The organism is Commensalibacter oyaizuii (genome assembly GCF_029953265.1).
GTDB classification, from domain to species: domain Bacteria; phylum Pseudomonadota; class Alphaproteobacteria; order Acetobacterales; family Acetobacteraceae; genus Commensalibacter; species Commensalibacter oyaizuii.
The window spans coordinates 2,204,619-2,223,737 of the sequence record NZ_JASBAO010000001.1; the positions used below are offsets into that span (position 1 = coordinate 2,204,619).

General features: G+C 37.1%; 14 protein-coding genes and 1 riboswitch. Of the genes, 13 read left to right on the top strand and 1 reads right to left on the bottom strand.

Features of this window, described 5'->3' with window-relative positions:
• The first annotated feature begins 2 nt into the window (after nucleotides 1–2).
• From QJV27_RS10145 to QJV27_RS10200, 12 genes are all read left to right on the top strand, one after another.
• Entirely contained in the window at nucleotides 3–590 is a 588-nt protein-coding gene (locus QJV27_RS10145) for a malonic semialdehyde reductase (RefSeq protein WP_281448808.1), read from the top strand.
• A complete protein-coding gene (tsaB, locus tag QJV27_RS10150) occupies nucleotides 590–1,288 on the top strand; it encodes a tRNA (adenosine(37)-N6)-threonylcarbamoyltransferase complex dimerization subunit type 1 TsaB (protein WP_281448809.1) in 699 nt (232 codons plus the stop codon). The genes QJV27_RS10145 and tsaB overlap by 1 nt, the downstream gene beginning before the upstream one ends.
• A 30-nt stretch (nucleotides 1,289–1,318) precedes the next feature.
• On the top strand, nucleotides 1,319–1,774 hold the full coding sequence (locus QJV27_RS10155; RefSeq protein ID WP_281448810.1) for a GNAT family N-acetyltransferase: 456 nt from the start codon (nucleotides 1,319–1,321) through the stop codon (nucleotides 1,772–1,774).
• 211 nt (nucleotides 1,775–1,985) lie between these two features.
• Complete coding sequence (locus QJV27_RS10160) at nucleotides 1,986–2,426, top strand: Fur family transcriptional regulator (protein ID WP_281448811.1); 441 nt, start codon at nucleotides 1,986–1,988, stop codon at nucleotides 2,424–2,426.
• 21 nt (nucleotides 2,427–2,447) lie between these two features.
• The gene (locus QJV27_RS10165) at nucleotides 2,448–3,293 is read left to right on the top strand and encodes a GNAT family N-acetyltransferase (RefSeq protein ID WP_281448812.1); all 846 of its coding nucleotides are present in this window, start codon (nucleotides 2,448–2,450) and stop codon (nucleotides 3,291–3,293) included.
• A gap of 58 nt (nucleotides 3,294–3,351) precedes the next feature.
• Entirely contained in the window at nucleotides 3,352–4,932 is a 1,581-nt protein-coding gene (gene lnt, locus QJV27_RS10170) for an apolipoprotein N-acyltransferase (RefSeq protein WP_281448813.1), read from the top strand.
• Between the two features lie 21 nt (nucleotides 4,933–4,953).
• A complete protein-coding gene (locus tag QJV27_RS10175; RefSeq protein ID WP_281448814.1) occupies nucleotides 4,954–7,113 on the top strand; it encodes an FUSC family protein in 2,160 nt (719 codons plus the stop codon).
• A gap of 118 nt (nucleotides 7,114–7,231) precedes the next feature.
• On the top strand, nucleotides 7,232–9,373 hold the full coding sequence (locus QJV27_RS10180; protein ID WP_281448815.1) for an FUSC family protein: 2,142 nt from the start codon (nucleotides 7,232–7,234) through the stop codon (nucleotides 9,371–9,373).
• A 140-nt stretch (nucleotides 9,374–9,513) separates the two neighbouring features.
• Entirely contained in the window at nucleotides 9,514–11,673 is a 2,160-nt protein-coding gene (locus QJV27_RS10185) for an FUSC family protein (protein ID WP_281448816.1), read from the top strand.
• A 140-nt stretch (nucleotides 11,674–11,813) separates the two neighbouring features.
• Complete coding sequence (locus tag QJV27_RS10190) at nucleotides 11,814–13,991, top strand: FUSC family protein (protein ID WP_281448817.1); 2,178 nt, start codon at nucleotides 11,814–11,816, stop codon at nucleotides 13,989–13,991.
• 43 nt (nucleotides 13,992–14,034) lie between these two features.
• Nucleotides 14,035–14,134, top strand: a riboswitch (TPP riboswitch).
• On the top strand, nucleotides 14,127–16,508 hold the full coding sequence (locus tag QJV27_RS10195; protein ID WP_281448818.1) for a TonB-dependent receptor: 2,382 nt from the start codon (nucleotides 14,127–14,129) through the stop codon (nucleotides 16,506–16,508). It overlaps the preceding riboswitch by 8 nt.
• A gap of 100 nt (nucleotides 16,509–16,608) precedes the next feature.
• Nucleotides 16,609–17,079 carry a hypothetical protein gene (locus tag QJV27_RS10200; protein WP_281448819.1) on the top strand — a complete coding sequence of 157 codons (471 nt, stop codon included), beginning with the start codon at nucleotides 16,609–16,611 and terminating at the stop codon, nucleotides 17,077–17,079.
• 7 nt (nucleotides 17,080–17,086) lie between these two features.
• Here the strand turns inward: QJV27_RS10200 and QJV27_RS10205 are convergent, their stop codons facing one another.
• The gene (locus QJV27_RS10205) at nucleotides 17,087–17,746 is read right to left on the bottom strand and encodes a hypothetical protein (protein WP_281448820.1); all 660 of its coding nucleotides are present in this window, start codon (nucleotides 17,744–17,746) and stop codon (nucleotides 17,087–17,089) included.
• Between the two features lie 163 nt (nucleotides 17,747–17,909).
• Between QJV27_RS10205 and QJV27_RS10210 the strand changes: the two genes are divergently transcribed.
• Nucleotides 17,910–19,085: an SEL1-like repeat protein gene (locus tag QJV27_RS10210; RefSeq protein WP_281448821.1), complete on the top strand. Its 1,176-nt coding sequence runs from the start codon at nucleotides 17,910–17,912 to the stop codon at nucleotides 19,083–19,085.
• The last annotated feature ends 34 nt before the right edge of the window (nucleotides 19,086–19,119 follow it).

Genomic DNA, 19,119 nt, shown 5'->3' on the forward strand with positions numbered 1-19,119 from the left:
TGATGAATTCTTTACCCGCGGATGTTTTTAAACAAATTTTCGAAGATGCAAGAACACCCAACGATTGGAGTGATCAAGAGGTCGATACTTGTTTGTTATTAAAACTATATAATTTCATAAAGTTAGCACCGACATCTGGAAATTGCCAACCAGGTCGTTTTGCATTTTTAACGCATGTAGCTAGTAAAGAAAAATTAAGACCAGCTTTATCCTCGGGTAACATTGATCGTGCAATTCGTGCCCCTGTTATTGTAATTGTGGCATATGATCCGTTATTTTATGAAGCTTTGCCTAGACTTTATCCTGATGTTGATTTGCGTTCTTGGTATGCAGAGGATATTCCTTTTGCAGAAGAAACGGCATTTCGTAATTCGACTTTACAAGGAGGTTATCTTATTTTAGCGGCCAGAGCCCTTGGATTGGATGTCTTGCCCATGTCTGGCTTTGACAATGCATTGGTCGATACAATTTTTTTTGAGGAACAAGGATGGCGTTCTAATTTCCTGATCTGTTTAGGGTATACAAAGCAAAAGGAATGTTCTGAACGATTACCAAGACTTGATTATGATGAGGCTTGTTTAACATTATAATGCATAAGCGCAATTATCAAAATATATTGGTTATAAATGGGGCTTCTTCTTCCTTGGATGCACCTAATTTTATTACTGTTGTTCGTAAAGAATTTGAGAATTATACAGTTTTTGCAGAAGAAAAAACAACTTTAAAGGGAGGGCCAGAACGTTTCCCGATTTTTTTTCAGCAGTTTATAAATAAGGATAGTTTGCGTGTTAACGAAATTGATCTTATTGCAATAATTATCGGGCCTGGGTCTTTTACAGGGTTGCGTGCATCAATTGCTTTTGCATTGGGAATACAGGTTGGTCTTGCTTGTCCAGTGGTGGCACTGCGTCGAGGCGAAGTTGTTTTTCCTTTTTTATCAGAAAATTATAAAAATAAATCCGTATGGCATGTGACGCATGCCCGTCGTGGACGGATTTTTATTGAGAGTAATATATCCAATAAAGTTACTGCTTATAATCTGTCAGATATCGAATACCCAGCGACAGAAACATACTTAATTGGTGAGGGGGCGCAATCATTATCAGAATTTGTCCCTAGCCACATTAAAATCTTATCTGATTTAAAAGAAAGTAATGCGATTATGATCGCACAGGTAGCCCTGCAATATTACAAAGAACAAAAGGTTACAAATGAGTTATATCCATTGTATGTCGATGCACCCGAGGCTAAGTTACCACAAAAAGGGCTGAGAGCTGCCCCACAATAAATAAGAAAAAGAGTGAGAGGGATAGAATCGATGACTATCCAATTTTTTAGCCAGCCCAATGGGTTAGAGGAATATCTGTCTTATTTACACGTGGCGGGTTTCCCACCAACAGAGGGCTGGAGCGCATCAGCATTTAAAACTTTGTTGGAAATGTCTCAGTATCATATCTGTATCGATTTTGACGAACAATATAGGATAAGAGGTTTTTTATTATATTCGGTCGTCATTGATCAAGCAGAAATTATCACATTTGTTGTGCACCCTACTTATAGAGGGCAAAAGATTGGACGATGTATTATTAATGCTTTTTTACAAGAAATTGTAGAGCAGCGCGTAAGTTCTATTTTCTTAGAAGTGGCAGAGAACAATGCCGTGGCCATACGACTTTACGAAAGTTGTGGGTTTATAAAGTGCGGTAAACGTTTAAATTATTATAAAAATGGAATGAATGCAATTTTAATGTCTAAAAAAAATAATTTATTATGAGATATATAAAGAAAAATTAATTTTATAAAAATTATATAATAATGCTTTCGAAATATTACGCTTTAGGTTATAAAAATATATCGTAACAATTAAGGTGTTCTTTTCTAAATTTATCTATATTAGGTGAAAAAACATAAAATAATATTTGCATTATAGAAATTTTCTGAGCAAATTTAAAAAAGGTTTTTTTTCTAATTTTTTAATGGTTTCTATGGCACGCGAAAAAACGGATACATTATCCCACATCGAACGATTATGTATTGAAAAGGGATTAAAAATGACTGGACAAAGACGTGTAATTGCACGCGTTTTGTCTCAATCACACGATCATCCTGATGTTGAGGAATTATATCGAAGGGCATCACGCTTGGATGATAATATTTCTGTTGCAACGGTATACCGCACTGTACGTCTGTTAGAGGAAAAGGGTATTTTAGAAAAGCATGATTTTGGTGGTGGTCGAGCGCGTTACGAGGTCACAGAACAAGGCACACATTATCATTTAATTGATGTGGATACTGGTAAAGTGATTGAATTTGAAGATCCAGAACATGTAAAATTGGTTCAAGCTATGGCCAAAAAGCTTGGTTTTGATCTGTTGCAACATCGTTTGGAATTATTTGCTCGCCGCACTAAGTCTAATAAAAGCTAAGCTAACTAAAGGGGAAAAGTTGTGGTAGCAAAACGATCTACGAGTTCATTGTTAACACTTGATTTAAGACGAGACGAATTTGTAGAACTTCGTTCAGGTAATTTAGGGGTGCGACTTGCTGAATCAGCAGCTGAAAAAGATGCAGCCCGAGCATTACGGTATCGTGTATTTTATGAAGAAATGGGTGCCAAACCAAGTGAGCAAGCAATCCGTACCAAAAGGGATTATGACGATTTCGATGAATATGCAGATTATTTATTGGTAATTGATCATAATAAAACCGATGTAATGGAGCGTGTTGTTGGAACTTATCGATTGCTGCCTCAAGATAAAGCAGAAAGCATTGGTAAATTCTACAGTAACGGTGAATATGATCTATCGATCTTGCAAGAATATCCTGGTAAATTACTAGAGGTTGGGCGTTCTTGTGTTGCACCTGCTTATCGTGGACGTGCAGCAATGCAGTTACTGTGGGAAGGAATTGCTTTTTATATATTTATTCACCACATTGATATTTTATTTGGATGTGCCAGTTTGCCTGGAACAAATCTAGATGATCATGCTGAAGGGTTGACTTATTTATATCATACTCATCTCGCTCCACCCGCACTAAGAGTGCCAGCATTGCCTGAACGTTATGTTGAGATGCAACGTTTAGACCCTCATCATTTGGATCATCGTCGTGCTCTGATTCGTTTACCGCCATTGATCAAAGGTTACCTGCGTTTGGGTGGGTATGTTGGTGATGGTGCAGTAATTGATGAGCAATTTAATACAACAGATGTTGCTGTTATTGTAAAAACGGAGTTATTTGCCGATAAATATTATCGTCATTATGAACGTCGCTTGCGTGATGCCCTAGAATAACATAGAACAGTCTTCATCTATTGTTGATGAAGATCTGGGCATGTATATAAAGCGTTTAATGAATAACATCGTTAGCCTTCGTGGTTTTAAAGGGTTATTATCTTTAGTTTTTGTTGGGGGGATGTCAGCTTTGGCTTTTCCTCCAACTTATTTTATACCGATATTATTTTTTACATTTCCTATACTTTTATTAAGACTTCAAGCGGTAACTAGTTGGAAAGCAGCTTTTGCACAAGGATACTGGTTTGGATTTGGTTTACATACAGTTGGTTTAGTTTGGTTAGTTAATGCAATTTTAATCAGAGCCCAGGATTTTTGGTGGCTGGTTCCTATTGTTTCGCCGTTATGCGCAGTTTTATTGGCTTTTTGGACTGGATTGGCAACTTTAATATATTATTCGATATCCCCGCTGAAGTGGTTTAGATTATTTGTTTTTGCAGGGATATGGACAATTTGCGACATGTCCAGAGCTATTTTGTTACCGCCAACATGGTGGAATCCTGTTTTGACAGGGTTCCCTTGGAATCCATTGGGCAGTTGTTGGGAATTTCCTGGAAGAGTTGGTGATTATTTTATTCAACTGGCCGCATTTATTGGTGTCGATGGATTAACGTTCTTAACAGTTTTATTAGTGTTATTGCCTTTATATGGGCGGAAGGGAATGATCCTCTTATTAGGTGGCATAGGGTGTTGGTTATTTATAGGTTATTTAAGGTTGGCCCCTGCACCTCCTGCTCAGAAGGATACACCAATTGTTGCCTTAATTCAGGGAAATATCGCTGAAGATGATAAAATCAATAATACAGATTCCCGTTGTATTTTTGATAATTACCTTGCCTTAACGCGCCAGGGTGTTCATGATGCCTTAGTTTTACAAAGAGAACAGATCATTCCTAGTCGTCCGATTTTGTTTGCTTGGCCAGAAAGTGCTTTTCCTGGCAATGTAGAAATAGAAGTTATTGCCAGATCAATGATAATGCAAAGTGGAAAAGGGGCAGCATTTGGAATAATAGGGGCAATAACCTATGATGAAAAACAACATTTATATAATAGTTCGGTGGTGCTAGATCCTGATAATGGGGCGATTATTGCTTCTTATAATAAAGCCAAATTAGTGCCATTTGGTGAATCCCAGCCATGGTATATTCCTTTTCATATCGTTCCAGGATCAACATTAACACCAGGGAAAGGCGTAGATACACTCCATTTACCGGGGATCAGCGCATTTGGTCCGTTAATCTGTTATGAAGTTATTTTTTCGGGTCAGGTCATTGACATTCATGATAAACCAAAATGGTTGTTGAATTTAACAAACGATGCATGGTATGGAGATTCTGCTGGTCCCCGTCAACATCTAGCTGCGGTCAGGTTACGCGCGGTTGAAGAGGGGATACCTATTGTGCGTGTTGCGAATACGGGTATTTCTGCAGTTTTTGATCCTTACGGAAGAGAAATGGCACGGATTGGATGGGATGTCAGGGCGGCTAAAGCCGTTGCTTTGCCTGGTGCTTTACCAGTGACGTTGTTTGCCGTTGGGGGACGATGGATTCCCTTTGGATTGTCATGTCTGTTTATACTTATAGGAATATTACATCGGAAAAAGAGACATAATATTGATTCTAAGTATGTTTTGAATTGATTTTGGGATGAAGGTGTATGTGTGGGTAAAGATCGTTTAAAGCTGGAATGGTTAAAAACAGCGAATTTTTTACCTTTTAGTAATTTGAAATCGTATTCGTGGTGTTTTGCTCCTTCGAAAGAGGCAATTTTTTTCTCACTGCGGACAATTATCGCCTCTTACCTTGCTTTGACAATCGCTTTGTGGATGGAATTGGATAGTCCCAAATGGGCGTTGATGACAGTTTGGATTGTATCACAGACTTCCCCTGGCGAAACGATATCAAAATCTAAATGGCGTGTTGTAGGTACCCTTGTCGGTGTAATCATTGCAATGATAATTGTTGCAGCTTTTCCCCAAGAGCCCATATTATTTGGCATAACAATGGCAATATGGATGGGCGGATGCTGCTGGATTGCAAGTTTGATTCGAAATTCTAGTTCGTATGGTTTTGTTCTAGCTGGCTATACCTGTGCGCTGATTGGATTATCTTCTATAAGTGATCCTAATAATGTCTTCATGACCGCTGTTGCCAGGGGAAGCTATATTATTCTTGGGGTATTATGCCAAAGTTTCGTTGAACGTCTATTTGCAATTAATATGCATAATAAGGCCCGATTTGCTTTACATGACAATTTATTAAAAGCAATTTCTGGATGTTTATCGGTTGTCACTGAGGTCTTAAAAGGCGATCATCAAGCCACATTTCGAGTGCAACAAGTTTTTTCTGCTGTTGCTGCATTTCAAAATAGTATTGAATTTAGAAAAGCCGAGCTAGTATATGACAACCATGTTACCGATCACGTCCATGCAACTTTATCTTCGATTAGCATCGTATTGACGCGTTTAATTAATTTAACGGTCTATATGAGTCATTTTCCTCAAGAAGAGGCATTTCAGAACATTTGTTTTAAGAGTCAGACTTATTTGGAGAATTTAGTTCATTCTTTAAGCAAAGATTATGATTTTCAACACCATCTCAATGCTTTGAATCAATTACGTTGGGACTGCAGACAGTTAATTGCAGACTGTATTTATCAGGACACTTCTACTATCCTTTCCGACGATGTAATTCCTAAAAGCTCGTTAGATGCGCGTATTTTGTATCGTTCGCTTAGCGAATTGTTGGGCGAAATAGAGGTTATTTTAAAGCAGTATCAGTTTGCTCAAAATCCCCCAAAGAAAGATAATTTTACGTTTACATTGCCCCCCTTATATAATTTTAAACTGGCGGCTGGAAATGGGTTAAGGGTATTTCTTGCGGTATTAGGCGGATGTCTATTATGGGAAATAACGGCATGGGATCAGTTTCCTAATGCAATAGGATTATTATGCGTTGCCTGTGGACGGCTTTGTCTATTTGAAAATGGATATAAAATGAGTCTTGGGTTTTTGAAGGGTGTTTTAATTGGTATTTTAATCAGTGCGTTATTAGATGTAACTTTAATGGCTGTAGCGAATACAATTGAAATGATCTATTTGGCTCTTTTCATTCCGTTATTTATTGGCGGACTTGCCATTTACAATTTACCAACGCGTGGGGTAGGAATGTGTTTTAATATTTTCTTTCCCTTTATGCTTATTTTAGGCAACCAAGCTAAAATGGATGAGATTACTTTTTTAAATAGTGCTTTATCTATCTTGTGTGGTGTTGGATTGGCTGTTTTTGCGTTTCGTTTTTTAGCACCTTATTCTCCTCAAAAGGTAAGACATCAAATTCGGGTAAGAATGGTACGTAGCATTCATGTGTTGCCAGAGGTTCTGCCACTTCCCAATCCAAGAAGATGGCTAGCATCAACAATGGATTGGTTTGTCTCGTTGATGCGACAATTTGACCCTTCGACAGAAAGTATTTTGATCCAAAAATATAATCATGGTGCATTAGCTGTTATGTCTATTGGATTAAATATCATGGAATTGAGGGAAATGATTAAACATGATGTATTATCCAAAGATGTAAAAATGGAATTACGAGTTGTAATGCGCAGGATTAGTCATTTTCGTGGGGGACGATATGGTAGAACTGCTTTGATTGCTAAAAGCGCGGTAAGACGCTTAAGAGAAAGAGAAAAAAAAGAGAAAAATCTTGCAAAACGGTTAGAAATTACAGCTGCAATTGCGTGCTTAATATTAATTTTCTATGCGCTAGAGAAAAATGTTGCTTTCTTAAATCCTTCGTATCGTCTATATAAGCGAGATTGAGTCAAATAGATTAGATATGGAGTGGATTCATTTCATATATTTTATAGACTCATTCCTTTTTGTATTTTTGATTGTTATTTTATAATACAAAAAAATGTAAATATGCTTAGGCACAGTAATGGTTGTTGGTAGATCCACGTTAGAGTCGCTACGATGGTTGTATGCTCCGCAGAAAGTAGCCATTATTTTTGCTTTTCGTACCATTCTTGCCTCTTATATTGCTTTATTAGTTGCATTATGGATGGAATTGGATAGCCCACGGTGGGCCATGATGGCCGTTTGGATTGTTGCTCAGAATACTTCACGGGGTGAGGTTCTATCCAAAGCATATTGGATTATTTTTGGAAATATTACAGGGGTTATTGTTTCTCTGTGTATTGTCGCAGCTTTCCCACAACAACCTTTCTTATTCGAATTATCAATAGCGTTTTGGGTGGCCTTTTGTTGTTGGGTTAGTAGTTGCACTCGTAATTTTCGTGCGTTGGGTATGGTTATGGCTGGATATAGCTGTGCCATTATTTTATTTTCATCTGTGAATGATCCTAATGAAACCTTTATGATGGCTATGTCACGAGGTAGTTATTTTATTCTGGGAATATTAGCCGAAAATTTTACAGCACGAATATTTGATTTAAATTTACATCATCATGCCCATAAAAAATTAAATGATGATTTACAGACTGCTGTTGAAGAGAGCATTAAATCAGTAACAAAGATGTTGGATGGTAATGATTGGGCGGTTGCACAGTCTGATCGGTTATTATCTTCTATTATTAATCTGAATAATAATATCGAATTTCGAGAAAGAGAGTTAAAAGGAACAGGGCACCGTGGTGATCATGCCCGAGCAGTATTGGCTTCTGTATCTGGATTATTGGTCAAAGCTAGTGGGTTTTCAATCTTGATGAAGCAAATTCAAAATCAGAATTTAAATTTTCATCACATTATTCCTTTAACCAAAATTTATTTAACAGAATTATTGCTGGCACTACGATCTGGTGAACCGTTAGAATATACGTTAAAGGCATTGAATTCATTAAGATGGGAGTGCCGTCAGCGCATTGCAGATAGTTTTTATAAAACACTTGGGGAAAAACAATTCTCAAATGAAGAATTTGCTACTAAATTGCTAAATGACCGGATTCTATATCAAAGCTTGCGAGAAATTCTGGCGGAATTGGAAGTTGCTTTGCGAGAGTTGGAAAAAAGTCGAGATATTACCCTGCATGATCATTTTAAATTCGATACCAAACATGCTTTCGATTTTAAAAGGGCGTGGCGTAATGCCATCCGTGCTTTTGTTGCTATTAGCGTAGGCTGTATTGCTTGGGAAGTGACGGGATGGGATCGTGGTCCATTATTCTTGGCATTTTTATGTATGGGCTGTGCGCGGTTTTGTATATTCGAAAATGCAACTTTGGCTTGTATGGGATGGTTTAAAGGGGCATGTCTAGCAATTTTAGTCGGTGGTTTTTTCAATTTTTTAATCCTGCCCACTATCAGCAATTTTGAAATTTTATTTGTTATACTTATTGTTCCCTTGGCTGTTGGGGGGCTTGCGATGTGCGTGCCAAAATACGCTCCTATAGCATCAACTTATGCTTTTTTCTTTTGTTATATCCTGGGGTTTTCAAATGATGGCAGGGTGGATGAGCTATCATATTTTAACAATTCGCTGGCCGTTTTAATGAGTGGGGTCTTTGCTTTGGCATCGTATCGACTGTTTTTCCCGTACCGTGCCCGCAGATTACGCCGTCAGATGCGGGAAAAATTATTGCAAGGCATGCATCATTTAGCTGAAACTGCAACTTTACCTCTTGCACGGGAATGGATCAGTTTTGTTTCTGAATCACTTGTTGTTTTAATGCGTCAATTGAATGAAGATAGAAATACAACTTTAATTCAAACGTATCGTCACGGCAGCATGGCTGTAATGTTGATTGGAATACACATTATTCGCTTACGTTCAATGGTCGATTTCGATATTATGAGCAAAGATATTAATGATGTTTTACGTGTCGTTTTACGTAGAATTTCAGTTTTTGATGGTCGCCGTGCAAAATATGCCCCTCATGCTCGAACCGTTATGATTGCGCATAGAGCCATAGCTAAATTCCGTCAACGCGAGTTATATGAAAAGAATCTGGCTGTTCGTATTGAGATAAGTGCAGCAATTTCATCTTTGATTATTATTGCTTATGCTTTAGACAAAAATGCTTCTTTTTTAAGAATTAAAAATCGACATTTACTTGCAAAATAACCAATCTTTGGGTGTTGCATTTATGATAAGGAAAATCATTTTCATTCGGGAAATGAAGGTTAAAATTTGATTTTTTGTGTATAGAATGGGAAAAGAATACTTTTAAAAATGCCAATAATGCTGTTGATAAGGTTTGTTTAGTGCATTTTATAAAGCTCCTATCATTTAGGTTTACGACGCTGCCATCACTACGTTGGATTTATGCTCCTCCTAAAGCAACAATTATCTTCGTTTTGCGGAATTTGATAGCTTCTTATATTGCCTTAACGATTGCTTTATGGATGGAGATGGACAGTCCCCGTTGGGCAATTATGGCAGTTTGGGTAGTTGCACAAAATTCATCACGAGGCGAGATTTTATCCAAAGCATATTGGGTTATTTTTGGCAATATTATTGGTATGATTGCTGTTTTATGTATTGTTGCTAGTTTCCCTCAACAACCTCTTTTATTTGAATTATCAGTTGCAATTTGGGTATCAATATGTTGTTGGTTTGCCAGTTGCAGCCGAAATTTCGTTTCTTTTGGTTGGTCTATGGCAGGGTTCAGTTGTGCCATTGTTTTGTTTGCAACTGTACGGGATCAAAATGAAACTTTTATGATGGTTATGTCGCGTGGTAGCTATTTTATTTTGGGTATATTGGCCGAAAATTTTACAGCGCGATTGTTCGATTTAAATCTACAAAATAATGCCTATGAAAAATTAAATCAGGAGTTAAAAATAGCTATTGAGAAGGCCATTGACTCGTTGGTTAAAATATTAAATGGAAATAACTGGGCTATATCTGGTTCTGATCAGGTATTATCCTCTGTGATTGCCTTTAATAACACAATTGAATTTAGAGAGTTGGAAATGCGTAGTATTGGTCGTAGGGGCGACCATGCTAGGGCAACCTTATCTTTGATTTCTTCTTTAATGGTCAAAGCGATGGGGCTTTCAATTCATATTCAAAAAAATCAAAAAGAAACTTTGAATTTTACTTATATTCTGCCAACAACAATTCATTGTTTAGATGAAATTTTAAAACATTTGCAAGCAGGAAAAGAGATTACCCCTTGTTTGCAGGCTTTAAATGAGTTGCGCTGGGAATGTCGTCAACGCATTGCTGATAGTTTTTATACAGATCGTAACACGGTAAAACAAATTTCATCTGAATATGCACAAAGAGCATTGAATGATCGAATATTATATCAAACTTTACGTGAAGTTTTGGCAGAGCTTGAGGCAACATTGCAACAATTAGACAAAAGTGAAAATCAAAATTTGCGTGATGGCTTTAAGTTTCATATGGAAACTTCACTTGATTTTAAACGGGCGGCACGTAACAGTATTCGGGCATTTGTTGCTATTACTATGGGGTGCTTAGTCTGGGAAATTACAGGATGGCATAATGCCCCTGTGTTTTTATCATTTTTGTGTATGGGATGCTCGCGATTTTGCGTGTTTGATAACATTAGCCTTGCCTGTAGGGGATGGTTTAAGGGGATATGCATTGCAATAATCACGAGTGCATTTTTCAACTTTTTAGTAATGCCGTTGATTACATCTATTGAAATGTTGTGTTTTATTTTATTTTTTCCTTTATCTATTGGGGCCTTGGCAATGTGTGTGCCAAAATATGCCCCAATTGCGTCTGGGTATATGTTCTTCTTTTGTTATTTATTAGGATTTAGTAATCAAGGGCGAGTTGATGAAGTAACTTTTTTAAATGATTCTATGGCTTTATTTATGAGTGGATTGGTCGCATTATTTACATATAGTATCGTGTTTCCGTACCATACGCGTCGATTACGCAGACAAATGCGTCAAAAATTATTAAACGGATTGCATCGTTTGGCTAATTCCACAACCCTTCCACTAGGAAGGAAGTGGATACATTTTGTTTCTGTTTCTTTTGTTATGCTTATGCGTCAATTAAGTGAGGAACAAAATAGTAATTTAACCAATACATATCGTCGTGGTTGCATGGCTGTTATGTTAATAGGGATAAACGTCATTCGTTTACAGGCTATGGTCAATAACGATATTATGACAGAGGATGTTAAAAATATATTAAGGGTGGTTTTGCGTCGCATTGCTCAGTTTAAAGGTGATAAGGCTAGATATGGCCAACATGCAAGAACAGTTTTGATTGCCTATAGAGCAATTGCTAAGTTTAGAAAAAGAGAAGAAACAGAACGTAATTTAGCCGTTAGGATAGAAGTTAGTGCGGCTATCTCTTCTTTGATCTTGATTGCATATGCATTAAATAGAAACGCATCGTTCCTTAAGGTAAAATCCCATAATATGCTTTTTTATTAAAATCTTTATTTTTGAAAAACGAATTTTATATAGATAAATATATTTAAAATTTGTAGTAGTTGTAAAAATAGAATAAAGTAAATAAGTTTTATTATTTAATTTCATTTATTTAAATCATATTAAAATTTTAAAGGTTTCTTGTGGCACGACTACAAACAGTCACGTCGTGGCTGGACAGGCATTTAATCTTATCAAAAGCATATATACAGTCTTTTGGCTGGATATATGCGCCATCTCGTTCTGCATTTTTATTTGCATTGCGTACGACAATTGCGTCCTTTTTGGCACTGGGTATTGCGCTGTGGATGGAATTGGACAGTCCCAAATGGGCACCCATGACGGTTTGGATTTGTGCGCGTAATACGTCGCGTGGTGAGACAATTTCAAAAGCGTATTGGCGGGCTGTGGGAACAATTTTTGGTGCAATTGCAGCCATTATTTTGGTCGCGATCTTTCCACAACAACCATGGCTATTTAATCTGGCGGTAACGTTCTTTTTAGCTGTTTGCGTATGGTTTGGAACCTGTATGCAAAGTTTTAAAGCCTATGCAATGGTTTTAGCAGGTTTTACTTGTGCAATCATTGCGTTTGGGTCAGTTAACAACCCCGATGGAATTTTTATGCTGGCAATGTCGCGGGCCACTTATATTTTACTTGGGGTATTATCAGATAGTGTAGTTGGACGATTTTTTGATTTTAATTTAGATAGACATGCCCGCCAGCAATTAAATGATAATTTATTATTTGCGATTAAAGGAACCGTTCAATCCGTTGCAGACATGCTTTCAGGGGATGAAAAGGCTGTTGTAAAATCTCAGGAACTGTTTACGGCAATTACAAATTTCAATAATACAATAGAATTTAGGCAAATCGAAATGAATGGGCATGATCATACGGGGGATCATGCCCATGCAGCATTATTTTCAGTAACCGCAGTGTTAGCCCGTAGCACAGGGTTATCTACACAAATGAATTATTTTGGTGAGGAAACTTATGAATTTAAACTTATTATCCCTGTGGTGCAGGAACGGTTAAAAAAACTATTACGACGTATTGAAAAAGGGGAAGGTTTTCTTATTGAAAAACAACGATTAAATGCATTGCGCTGGGAATGTCGTCAACGAATTACAGATAGTTTTTATCAACAACGAGACCGTAATCGTTCTACTGATGCTGTAAAGGTCAATCAAACCATTTTTAATGATCGGATTTTATTTCGAAGTTTAAGCGAGCTATTAGGTGAATTACAAATAACATTAGATGAATATTATAAAAGCATTCATCCATATAAAAATGATCATTTCAACTTTCATGTTACCCCTCCTTTAAATTATTCTTTGGCATGGAAAAATTGTTTGCGTACATTTGTTGCCATGACCGCGGCCTGTGTCATGTGGTATGTGACGGGTTGGGACAAGGGGGGATCTGCTGCTGCATTAACAGGAATGGGATGTGCACGTTTTTGTTTATTTGAAAATCCTTCTGCTTCAACCTTTGGATGGTTTAAAGGATCGATTTATGCATTAATTGTTGGTCTTTTCCTGACTTTCGTATTTATTCCTCCAATGGAAAATATGTTCACTCTATGCGTGGTATTATTTATTCCGACTTTGATTGGGGGGTTAGGAATTGCCAATCCAAAAACATTGTCTGTTTCAGCGTCCTATGCTTCGTATTTGCCATATATGTTGTCCTTAGACAATCAAGCCCGATTGGACGAGGTAACATTTGCAAATAATGCTTTATCCTTATTTATGGGGATTATATTTGCGCTTCTTTCTTTTCGGTTGATTTATCCGTACAGCCCAATAAATACACGGTTAAATTTACGTCAAACCTTATTGAAAAATATGCGGGCAGTGCCGACTACCCATAAACGTAGCCCACGGATTTGGTTGTTTCAGACAACGGAATTATTGGTAACAATGATACGTCAGTTAAATACAACAAAAAATACGAAAGTCGTGCAGGCCTATCATTTGGGAACGATGGCCGTCATGATGATTGGGTTGAATGTTTTGCGTTTAAGGTCGATGATTGATCACGATATTATGACCAACGACATTAAGGATTTGTTGCGAATTGTATTAAGACGAATTTCTAAATTTCATGGGCGGTATGGGCGTACTGTCGTTGTTTGTCATAGTGTTATCAAAAAGCTTAGAAAACGTGAGCTTTACGAACAAAATTTGGCTGTTCGTATGGAAATTGTGGCTGCTATTGCATGTTTAACAATCATTGCTGATTCAATGGAAAAAAATGCTGCATTTTTGGATGTAACTCATCCTTTTTTACAACACGAAAAATGGAATGAATAAGGGGGTATTCAACACAGTAAAAATACGATAAAACAATTACAAATTGTTTTAACCGGGGTGTCTCTTTATAAAAAGGGGCTGAGAATACACTCGTAGAACCTGATCTGGATCATGCCAGCGAAGGGAGGAAGTAAAATGTTTAAATTCTCAAGTTATATGTATCGCTTATTTTGTGTGATGACAGCATTGCCTGTGACGGGAATGGTTGCTGTTGCAGCAGATCCAAAAAATAAACAAGACGTCCCCATATCTGAGGCGGGCGAACAGATTATGGTGACAGGCAAAGCGCCAGGATATCGAACAGCCTATGGTTTTGTTGGCAAAGATGCTGGGGGTGGATTGATTAAACCTGAAACGGCGATGAAATCAGTCAGTACTGTGTCTTCTAGTTATATTCAAATGCAAGCTCCAACGTCTAATGTATATAATTTAATCAATATGTTGCCAGGGGCAAATGTTTCCACTTCTGATCCTTATGGATTATCGTCACAGACAGATTTAACGGTTCGGGGAATGACCGGTAATTCAATAGGCTATGTTTTAGAGGGAATGCCATTGAATGATGTTTCTGACGGGTTTGGGTATTTAAACCAGTTTGTTGATAATGAGAATTTGCAATCTATCGCTTTGGCCCAAGGGTCCCCCGATTTAGGCAGTCCTGTTTATAATGCTGCTGGTGGAATAATTAATTTAAAATTGCGCGATCCTGCGGAAAAATTTGGTGGACTGATTGATCTATCTTATGGGTCACATCATACAGGGCGTGCTTTCATGCGTGTTGATACGGGTGAAATTGGTAAAACAGGGATAAAGGGTTTTATTTCTTATTCTTATACTGGGGGGAATAATTGGCGTGGGCCAGGATATGACCATCGCCAGCATATTGATTTTAAATTTTTAAAAGAGTGGGGGAATAATAATTCGATTTCTTTCCTTGGTGACTGGAATTACTCGCTTATGAGCAGTTATTATACTCCAACAAAATCTCAATGGATTGCCGATGGTGCAGGGGGTGGAAATAATTATTCTGGCACATGGGATAAAACAGCAATTGATAACAGCAATTATTGGAAATTATATCAGCAAACATTTCAACAAATTTATGTGGCTACGCCTTCTAAATTTACGTTAACAGATCGATTGCAATTTAAGGTAACTCCGTATTTTCAATATGGATATGGAAATTCACCTTATGGCACCACGCTTAATGAGATGGGATTGTGGCAAGGAACCCAACCTATTCAAGGTAAAATTGATATCCCAGGCGCGGTAGATGGCACAGCAACAGTGTTAGGGGGATGGTTTCAACGAACTTATCGTTCTGGGTTTACACCCACATTAACATTAAACTTGAAACATCATCAATTATTATTGGGATATTGGTATGATTATTCTGATGATGTTGTAACGCAACCTTTTACGCCTGTTTCTTCCAATGGACAGCCATGGGATTTATGGAGTGGTAAACATCAAAACATTCATCTACCTGACGGTCAGGAGTTATTGGCCCAAAATACGCATACGATAACCCAAGTAAATGCGGTTTTTCTGGGTGACCATATGACGTTTATGGACAATAAATTATTTATTGATGCGGGATTTAAGCAGATTTTTTTCAATCGTTCGGGGTGGAATGGATTACCAGGCCCTCAATATCGCACTGGGAATAATGTATCTAAACCACTGCCAAGATTGGGGGTTCGGTATCAATTTAATAAAGAGCATCAGATTTTTGCCAGTGTAAATACTAATTTCGCTGTTCCCAATAAATCAACATTATATGATACTTACGATCCCAATACAGGGGATATTTCACAGATTGGCACGAACCATTTGAAAACAGAATATTCAATCGAGGAAGAGCTAGGATACCGTTATAACGGTCGCCGTTTTTTAGGAAGCGTTACATTTTTTAATTATAATTATACCAATCGAATGATTTCGACGATATTAAGACAAAATGGTGCGTGGGTAGGTTCATCGATTAATGCTGGTGGTCAAACATCACGTGGCGTAGATGCAGAAATTGGATTAAAACCCTGGCATCATTTCAGTCCTTATGTCTCTGGTGAATATTTATATACCAGAATAGATAATGATTTACGCACCTATGGTGATTTATTACCTACCAAAGGAAAAAGAGCTGTCAGAAGCCCACCATGGCAATTTGCCGTAGGGTTGACATATGATGATGGTCATTTTTTTGCTAATGGTAATGTCAAAATGGTTGGCAAACAATATGCAACTTTTATGAACGATGAATCGATTGGCTCTTTTGCAACGGGAAATGTGGCACTGGGATATCGATTTGATAGTTATGGATTTATGAAACATCCACAAATTCGCATGAATTTTATTAATATTACCGATCAAAAATATCTTTCTGGTGTTGCCAGTCCCACAGGAAATGCACGTGATACTGTTGGAAAATATGGCACAGTAATTGCTGGTTCATCGCCGAATTATTATATTGGCGGTGGGTTTGCAACCATGTTAACCATGACCACTGGATTTTAAGGTAAAGCAATATGGCAGAACGCACGGGCTTTTTATTTTTAAAACTAGAGTCATCTATGGTAAATTGAGTAAACTTTTATAAGTGTATATGAAGGTCAAAATGAAAAAAATCTTACTTGCTTTTTCTATTATTTCTTTCCCTTTAACCGCTATGGCTGCGGACAAACCAAGCCACATGTCAGATGGCACTATTGATGCTGCTGTTAAAAAATTTGCTCCAAGTTTTTGCGTTAAAACAGTTGATGGAATTAAAGAAGCCGCTGAAAAGGTACATGATTGCTATCAAAAAACACCTAAGGATAGTCCAGATTTGGAAATTTGCTTTTTAGGTGATGGTGCTGTTAATTTAATAATACAACCAGAAACTGAAGAGGCTCAAGCCGTAGGAAAAACTAGTCCTTTTGATAAAATTACTTATTTTTCGAAAGTAGAAACTGCAAAAAGAATGAAAGAAAGATCCGATTTTCCAAAATATAAAAATTATACCAATCAAGAAAACTTAGATTATCAAAAGAATTCTATAAAATTATTTACTAGAAAAATTATTGCGTTCTGCAAACATTCTCACTAATCGGTTTTTACTTATAAAAAAACTTGTAATAGGAATCTTGTTGATTACTGCATTTTCTGGGAATACCAGCTTGGCAAGTGATTGTATCGGACAAGCGGAATTGTCCTTGATGATTGATGGTATAATTATGCCAATAATCTAATACAGCGCCTTCTTCGGTATAAATCACGCCTAAGATAAAAATTTGTGTGGGGGAGGCGATAAAATAATAGCGTTTTGTAACACTAAACCCATCAAAATTTGGTTTTTCTTGATACAGCATCAGTGAAGTATTTTGATGATTGGGCTGCTCGATAAATAATGTTGCTGTAGAAATTGTATCATTAGGATGAAATATAGTTCGAATGACGCTGTGAAATTGAGGGGATAATTGAACAGGAATAGACTTATTTTTTTTTGTATCGTTAAATAAGACTGTATCATAAGGAAAAGTAATTTTTTCAAGAATACATTTTTTATTTTGCTTGTTCAGGTTGAGTTGATCGGCAGAACTATTTTCACCACAGGATTGATCAATAGACAGTGCAAATTTCTTGCTGGCGATCAATGGATCTCCTCTGAATTGATTAAGCGAGGCTGGTGTTTTGGCAATGCTGTTGGCAGAAATGATGCATAAAAATAGAATGAGAGTGCTGTGTAATTGTTTATAATAAGAAGATAAGGTCATGAATAGAACTCTTAATAACAAGAATGAGCTGATACTATCCTATAGTATTTTGTATGACGATTATGTTCAATAAATCCCTTGGTATCAAAGTAAATTAAGTTGTTAAAAGAAAATTTTTAATATGATCATTTCATCCCTATTTAATGAATAAGTGGTGAATAGAATGTTACGAAACCTAAAAGAAAAAGCCTTAAACGGGGATGTAGAGTCACGATACACACTTGGTAATTTATATAATGAGGGAAATGAGCATATCGCTCAGGATTATGCTGAGGCATTGATGTGGTATGAAAAAGCAGCAGACTCTGGTCATGCCAAAGCACAATGTCGGTTGGGAATGATGTATGAACAGGGGCACGGTGTAGAGCAAGATATCAATCAAGCTTTTGAATATTATCAAAAATCTGCCAATCAAGGCGATGCCGAGGCACAATTTCGCCTGGGTGTACTTTATAATGATGGTTATGGTGTAGATGTTGATGATGAAGAGGTTGATTTTGATTATGGCACAGCCGTCAGGTGGTACAAAAAAGCAGCTCATCAAAATCATGTAATGGCACAATGGTTTTTAGGAGATATGTATCATGCTGGGCTGGGGGTTGAACAAGATTTTAATATTGCTTTTGAATTGTTTGATAAGGCTGCAGAACAGGCGAATATTTTCTTTTTACTGGCAAAGCAATATGATGAGGGTGATGGGGTTCCAAAAGATGTGTTGCAAGCGGTTAAAAATTATCAGCAGGCTCAGCAAAGATTACCAGATTGGCATTTTATAAAAGGTTATCATGAGATTACCAAGAGATTATGGACTTTGTTTTCTGATATCAACAATGTTCCAACAGATCCTTTGCAAGCACAGGAATGGTATAGTCTAGCCAGAAAATTTTATGAACAGCAAGTCATCAAAAATGATGATAATGCCCAAATAGAGCTGGGTAAACTCTATGCTGTTGGTAACGGTGTTGTCAAAGATACAAAAAAAGCCAAGCATTATTATGAGATGGCGATTACAACTCTGAAATTACGTGATGATCTATATGCTCAAGATAAATTAGGGGATATCTATCGAGTGGGAGAAATCGTCGAAAAGGATAGTTTCAAAGCAATTTCATATTATGAACAGGCTGCTAAAGAAAATAGCGAAGCGGCGTTGAAACTCAAAGAAATATATGAACAAGGCGATGGTATTACCAAAGATTTAGCAAAAGCACAACAATGGTCAAAAAGAGCAGAAAAATTAAAGAGAAAATATGAAAAGCAACAAGGAGAACTTGGGCAGAAACACGTTAAAAATTCTCATCCTGATATGATGGCTATGTCTTCTGGTATTGATGAATAATAAACTGGCATTAACTTTATGGATAATGATCTAA